At 43.3% G+C, this 7306-nt stretch carries 5 protein-coding genes; 4 read left to right on the forward strand and 1 reads right to left on the reverse strand.

Annotated elements, in window-relative coordinates; genetic code table 11:
• Positions 1-6 precede the first annotated feature (6 nt).
• The 4 genes from FTV50_RS14280 to FTV50_RS14295 all read left to right on the forward strand — a co-directional run bounded on the left by FTV50_RS14280 (position 7) and on the right by FTV50_RS14295 (position 6094).
• Positions 7-630, forward strand: coding sequence for a TetR/AcrR family transcriptional regulator (locus FTV50_RS14280; protein ID WP_180024813.1), 624 nt, complete (start codon positions 7-9; stop codon positions 628-630).
• A 152-nt stretch (positions 631-782) separates the two neighbouring features.
• Complete coding sequence (gene ppc / locus FTV50_RS14285) at positions 783-3467, forward strand: phosphoenolpyruvate carboxylase (RefSeq protein WP_180022903.1); 2685 nt, start codon at positions 783-785, stop codon at positions 3465-3467.
• A gap of 297 nt (positions 3468-3764) precedes the next feature.
• Positions 3765-5069: a solute carrier family 23 protein gene (locus FTV50_RS14290; RefSeq protein WP_180024814.1), complete on the forward strand. Its 1305-nt coding sequence runs from the start codon at positions 3765-3767 to the stop codon at positions 5067-5069.
• A gap of 116 nt (positions 5070-5185) precedes the next feature.
• Positions 5186-6094, forward strand: coding sequence for a LysR family transcriptional regulator (locus FTV50_RS14295; protein WP_180024815.1), 909 nt, complete (start codon positions 5186-5188; stop codon positions 6092-6094).
• A 3-nt stretch (positions 6095-6097) separates the two neighbouring features.
• On the opposite strand, the gene FTV50_RS14300 is transcribed toward FTV50_RS14295, so the two are convergent.
• Positions 6098-6835, reverse strand: coding sequence for a sulfite exporter TauE/SafE family protein (locus FTV50_RS14300; RefSeq protein WP_180024816.1), 738 nt, complete (start codon positions 6833-6835; stop codon positions 6098-6100).
• Between the last annotated feature and the right edge of the window lie 471 nt (positions 6836-7306).

Genomic DNA, 7306 nt, shown 5'->3' on the forward strand with positions numbered 1-7306 from the left:
CAGCAAATGAATGTCGGCCGCCCAAAAGACTTAGAAAAACGACAACGGATTTTAGAGTCTGCAAAACAATTATTTTTAGAAATGGGCTATCACGGTTGCAGCATGAATCAGATTGCGCAACATGCAGGGGTCACCAAACTGACGGTCTATAACCATTTTCAGGACAAAGCCACTTTATTTACCAGTGCAATTGAAGATACCTGTGAATATATTTTAAATACTCGCCCGCGACATCTGCACAGCGAAAGTCATTTTATGCAGGCTTTCGTTGAAATTTGTGAGTTGGGGCTGAACATCATGAATTTGCCAGAAGCCATTAAACTCGACTTATTACTTTTGGAGTTGGCTGCCGAACACAGTCCCTTGGTGGAACAGTTTTTCCGTGCCTCACATTTGAAAATGCGCCAAGTCTGGGAGAATTTCTTTCAAGACGCAGCGGCTTTAAATTTCATTCAGCAGGATAATCCTGCCAGACAAACTGAACTGATTGTGTCGCTACTGATGGGCCTACGCCATCAAGAAGTCTTATTGGGCATGCGCCCAGTACCTGAAACAGCAGAGCGACAGGCCATTATTCACTCTGCCATCGACATCTTTATGCTGAAATATCAACTCAGCACACAGAGCTAAGCATTTTCTGAAATATTTCAAGGCTAAACTGAAACAAATGGCATAGCTATTGCTCATTTAGCTAGAAAAGTCATCCGACTTTTGTCTGTACCCCCTTTTGCCACGGCACTTTCGGGGTATAGTCGAGACAGGAATACGCGGAGAAATAACAAATGATTCAACAAATTGATGCTCCATTACGTGAAGACGTGCGCTTACTGGGCAATTTATTAGGTGAAACCCTAAAGCAGCATGCAGGACAAGATTTGTTTAATCAGGTAGAGCAAATTCGTGCTTTATCTAAAGGCGCACGCGATGGACAAGTTGAAGCTGAAAAACAGTTAGAACAATTATTTTTAAATTTAAAAGATGAAGAAATTTTGCCTCTGACCCGTGCATTTACGCACTTTCTCAACTTTGCCAATATTGCCGAACAGTACAATGTGGTGCGCAGCCGTCGCCAAAGTGAGTTTGATGAGCAAGCACCTTCACCGAATCCACTCGATCATTTATTTGAAAAATTTAAAAGCAATAACATCAGTGCGGAACAACTGTTCCAACAAATTTGTGAATTAAAAATTGAATTGGTCCTGACTGCACATCCAACCGAAGTCAGCCGCCGTACCTTGATCCAAAAATATGATGGTATTAATGATTGCCTGTTTAAAATGGATCAACAAAAACTTACGCCACGCGAACGCAAAGCCGTACTGGATGATTTAAAACAACTGATTTGCTCGGCATGGCAAACGGATGAAATTCGTCAACATCGCCCGACGCCTGTCGACGAAGCCAAATGGGGCTTCACGACCATTGAACAGACCTTGTGGAATGCTGTACCCAAATTCATGCGTGAATTGGATGGCATGGTTCAAGATCATTGTGGCAAGACGTTGCCTTTAAATGTTGCCCCTGTGCGCTTTGCATCATGGATGGGCGGTGACCGTGATGGTAACCCAAACGTCACCCATAATATTACTCAAGAAGTGCTTTGGCTTTCACGTTGGAAAGCTGCCGACTTGTATTTACGCGATATCGAAGACCTGCGCTGGGAACTTTCGATTCAAGAATGCAGTAAAGAACTCAGTGATGCTTTGGGGCATTTTCACCCTGAGCCGTATCGCGAATATCTCCGTGATGCGCGTGAACGCCTCAAAGCCACTCGTCACTGGTTGGCACTGAAACTCCGTGGTGAAGATGCTGACGATAGCCAAGTCATTAAAAGCCGCCATGAGCTGCTCGATCCACTATTGGTTTGCTACCGTTCACTGATTGACAGCGGTTTACCTGAAATTGCCAATGGTCAGTTACTCGACTTTATTCATCGAGTGAATTGCTTCGGTATCGAATTACTCAAACTCGATATTCGTCAGGAGTCGACTCGTCATCGCCAAGCGATTTCTGCCATTACTGAATATTTAGGTTTAGGCAATTTTGAAACATGGACGGAGCAAGCCCGTCAAAACTTCTTGATTCAGGAACTGCAAAGCAAACGACCACTGCTACCGAAGTTTTTAAATGAACCGAAACAAAGCCTGATTGAACATCCAGATGTACAAGAAGTCTTTGCAACCATGCGCACTTTGGCAGAACAGCCACCTGAAAGTTTAGGGGCTTATATTATTTCCATGGCCGAACATCCGAGTGATGTCTTGGCTGTATTGTTACTGCAAAAAGAAGCCGGCATCAAACAAGCGCTACGCGTCGTGCCACTGTTTGAAACTTTAAAAGATTTGGATGGTGCAGCCCGTACCATGAATACCCTATTCAATATGCATTGGTATAAGCAGCATATTCAGGGTAAACACGAGGTGATGATTGGCTATTCAGACTCAGCCAAAGATGCGGGCTTTATGTCGGCAAACTGGGCGCAGTATCGTGCACAGGAAGAATTAACCGCAGTTGCGAAAAAACATGATGTACAACTGACATTATTCCATGGCCGTGGCGGTTCAATCAGCCGTGGTGGAGCGCCGACACAGCAAGCCCTATTTTCACAGCCACCAGGCTCCATTTCAGGGGCGATCCGTGTCACAGAACAAGGGGAAATGATTCGCTTCAAGTTTGGATTAGAAGGCATTGCCTTACAAAACTTAGAAATTTACACCGCAGCGACCTTAGAAGCGACATTATTACCACCGCCTGAACCGAAACAGGAATGGCGTCAGCTCATGCACAGCATGACGGATCTGTCGGTACAGGTATATCGTCAAACCGTGCGTGAAAATCCGCATTTTGTAAAATACCTACGGACTGTGACACCCGAACTGGAGCTACAAATGTTACCGCTCGGTTCACGCCCAGCCAAACGTAAAGTTAGCGGTGGAATTGAGTCATTACGTGCGATTCCTTGGGTGTTCGCATGGACGCAAATCCGTTTGATGCTACCTGCTTGGCTCGGTACAGGTGCTGCGATTAATCAAGTGATTGATCAAGGTCAAAAGCAGACACTCGAAGAAATGTTGGAGCAATGGCCGTATTTCCAAACCCTGATTGATATGTTGGAAATGGTCTTGTCTAAGGCTGATGGTCATGTGGCGCTATATTATGAGTCTCATCTGACGGATGACGCAGACCTCAAACAGTTGGGCGAAGAGTTACGTCAGCGTTTACGTGATGCGGTACAAACGCTATTAGCACTCAAAGGTGAATCGAAATTACTTAGCAGTAACGATGTGCTCGACCAATCCATGAAGGTGCGTAAGCCTTATTTATTGCCGCTACATTTACTACAAGCCGAACTGATGAAACGCCGCCGCGCTTACCTTGCCGAGCGTCAAGCTGAAAATACCCCAGTCGACCATGCGTTGATGGTTAGCATCGCGGGTATTGCGGCAGGTTTGCGTAACACTGGCTAAATCTTCCAAGTTTTCAAAAAGCACACAGAACTGTGTGCTTTTTTTTTGATCAGTCATATTGGTTTTAATTTATTTTGGAATATATAAAATAAGAAAAATTTATGAAGAATTGGCTCTTATCCTATTTGATTAATTGCATGATTTAATGCCTTTTTTACACCCTTAAAACTTTTACCATTTGGTAAATTTACATGTAAAGTCATGTAATTAGTTTGAACAAAATATTTTTAAAAGAGATTAAATCTTCTAAAAAACAAGAGTATGATGTGCACAATTTATCTATTGAGTGCTCATTTTATGTCCAATTGGTTTCCCAAATGGCGCCCGTACGAAGGCAATATTGATGCACGTCCTGTAGGTACAAATGAGTACCTACCTCCGGTGCAAAGTGTTGTATTGGGGATACAACATGCCTTTGCAATGTTTGGTGCAACTGTCCTTGCGCCATTTTTGATGGGCTTTGATGCCAACCTTGCGATTTTAATGTCGGGGATCTGTACCATCCTGTTCTTCTTTATGACAGGTGGTCGTGTACCAAGTTATTTAGGCTCTAGTTTTGCCTTTATTGGTGTGGTGATCGCGGCAACCGGTTATGCAGCGTCAGGTACTGGCGCAGCAAATGCCAATATCGCATTGGCTGCTGGCGGGATTATGGCCTGCGGTATTTTATATGCCATTTTTGGTTTTATCGTGATGGCAACGGGTACCCGTTGGATTGAAAAACTCATGCCGCCTGTCGTTACAGGTGCAGTGGTGATGATCATTGGTCTCAACCTTGCCCCAGTGACCATTAAAGGGGTTGCCGGTAATAACTTTAATATGTGGATGGCTTTAGTAACCGTACTATGTATGGGTTCAATTGCTGTGTTCACCAAAGGTTTATTACAACGTCTATTACTCTTAGTTGGCCTTCTACTCGCTTACTTGGTGTATTACATCATTTCCAATGTCATGGGTCATGGCACACCAATCAACTTCATTCCAGTACAAGAAGCCGCTTGGTTTGGTGTTCCTCAATTCCATTCGCCTGTTTTTGATTTCAATGCCATGCTGATCATTGCACCGATTGCTTTGATTTTGGTGGCTGAAAACTTAGGTCACATTAAAGCTGTGGGCGCGATGACAGGTGAAAATCTGGATCCGCACATTGGTAAAGCTTTTGTTGCAGATGGTGTAGCTACCACGCTTTCAGGTGGTGTCGGCGGTCCGGGTATGACCACTTATGGCGAAAATATTGGTGTGATGGCAGTGACTCGCGTTTACTCAACTATCATCTTTGTCTTTGCAGGTGTATTTGCCATTTTCCTTGGTCTTTCACCAAAATTTGGCGCGATTATTCATACCATTCCGCAAGCCATTTTGACAGGTGCATCGATTGTTGTATTTGGTCTAATTACCATTGCAGGTGCGAAAATTTGGATTGAAAACAAAGTCGATTTCTCAAAAAACAAAAACCTGATGGTGGCAGCAGTCACGATTATTTTAGGTACGGGTGACTTTGCACTTCAATTCGGTAACTTCAACTTAGGTGGTATTGGTACTGCTACATTTGCAGCGCTGATTTTGAACTGGTTCTTTAGCTTGGGCGATAAATCAGAATAAGCCTCCAAAGCATTTAAAAAAAGAATACAACATTTATTTGAAAAGCGGCCGAAAGGTCGCTTTTTTTTATAGCTGTTCTTTCGGTAAGATAAGGCATTAGCCAAGGAATACACTGTATGCGACTGGATTTGTTCGACCTTCAATTGGTACTGCACATTGTAGACAGCGGTAGTCTGACCAAAGGCGCTGCTCGTTCTGCCATCTCGCTACAAGCAGCCAGTGAACGGATTAAAAAACTCGAACAGCATTACCGCACAGCCCTGTTCACTCGCCAAGCCAAAGGGGTCAAACTGACTCTTGCCGGTCAAACCTTGGTTGAACATGCACAGCGCATCTTAGGTGAGGGGCAACAATTAGAACACGCGATGCTGCCCTTTGGCCATGGGCTAAGTTCCAATATGACCTTATGGTGTAATTCATCTGCACAAAGTGAATATTTGCCGGTTTTGCTGCCACGCTATTTGCTGGAAAATCCCAATACACAAATTGAGCTGCATGAAGCCGAGTCTAAAGATATCATTGCAGCGATAGAGCAAGGTAATGCACAACTAGGCTTAATTTCAGGTTTCTTTAAATCTGAACAACTACAAACGCTTGAGTTTGCAGATGATCCGTTGGTGCTGATTTGTCCTATAACTCATGAATTGGCCTCGAGATCTAGCGTTAAACCCGCAGAGATTTTAAATTATCCCTTTGTCGGTTTGATGCAATATCATTCCTTGCAACAATCGATCGAGGCACAAGCCAAATTATTCGGCTGTGAAATTCAGTATCGGCTGCGTTTGCCGAATTTTGCCGCGATCGCGCAAGTGGTGGCGAATGGTGTGGGCGTTGCCATCATGCCAAAACGTGCGGCCCAACGATTAATCAGTTTGTATGCCTTTGCACAAGTTGAGCTCAGCGGTGACTGGGCCAATCGAAAACTGCTCCTTACCGCACGTAATTTTGATGATTTACCCTTAAATTATCAGCATTTCAGTCAGTTTCTACTATCACAAAAATCTACTTTAGATGGCCAAGTCTAGGCTTTAAATCACACCAAACTGGTGCAGCATCATATAGCCACCGAGGGCAATCAACCCGATAAAAAACACCTTACGGAATTTTTGTTCTGGAATGCGGTAACGAATTTTTTTCCCTGCCCACATCCCAATGAGCGCTGGAATCAGTGCCATGGCTGACATGGCATAATCAATCGGGAGATCTTCAACTGGATTTTGCTGTAAGAACACTGCCAAACAAATGGTTGATGTGGTAAAGGCTAAACCGAGTGACTGTACGAGGTCATCACGTTTGAGCTGCAAACCTTGCAAATATGGCACCACAGGGATCACCACCACACCGGTCGCAACAGTCAGCGCTCCACCGAGATAACCGATCATTGGAGATAGCCATTTTTCATGTGGTGCAAAGTTCGGCAAGCTTTTGGCATAAAGCCCATACAGTCCGTATAGTGCCAACATGCCCCCCAGTAAAGCTTCACTTTTAAATTCACCATGTCCTAAAGTTGGAAAAATACTCCAAATTGAACCCACAATAATACCGAGCAGCAAGGGCCAAAAACGTTTAATCAGGCGCAGCACCTGCCCTTCGGCAAATAATTGCCAAAAGTTGGTGACCATAGATGGAATGATCAATAACGTCGCTGCCTGAAATGGACTGATCACCATGGTGAGTAAGCCCATCGATACCGCAGGCAGGCCTAACCCAATCGTGCCTTTAATTAGACCTGCGATTGCAAAAACTGTGATGACGAACCAAATCATGGCGAAACTCGCTGAAGAATTGGCTCTATGCTATGCAATTCAGGCACTTTGAAAAATCAGTGTTTTTGGAATAGAGCCTCAATAAAAAGTTGAGGCTAGGTTATAGCGTCTAAAGCAGATAGCGTAGATGGGCTAAACAAACTCTTTTGATTTCGAATAAGTTATAAGCGTATTGGTGGAATAGTGATATAAAAACCGTTCCAATATGCTGTTTACTAGAACGGTTTTTAATAAAATATTGATACTTATAGGAAAATTTCAAGAATTTCGTATAAGGTGTATTATGTTAATTTTAGTTTTTCTTTACTTTAAAATGAATGTCTAAATACACTAGAGAATGGTTCTATGAATATGAAAACTGAACCTTGGATTGAGGATAATGATCCCTTAAAGCCCTATTATGGAAAATTGAGTAATAAGGAATATACCGATATTTCTAATATATTTACTTTATGGATTAATCATAAGAAT

The organism is Acinetobacter sp. YH1901134, assembly GCF_013416965.1.
In the GTDB taxonomy this organism is placed as follows: Bacteria; Pseudomonadota; Gammaproteobacteria; order Pseudomonadales; family Moraxellaceae; genus Acinetobacter; species Acinetobacter amyesii.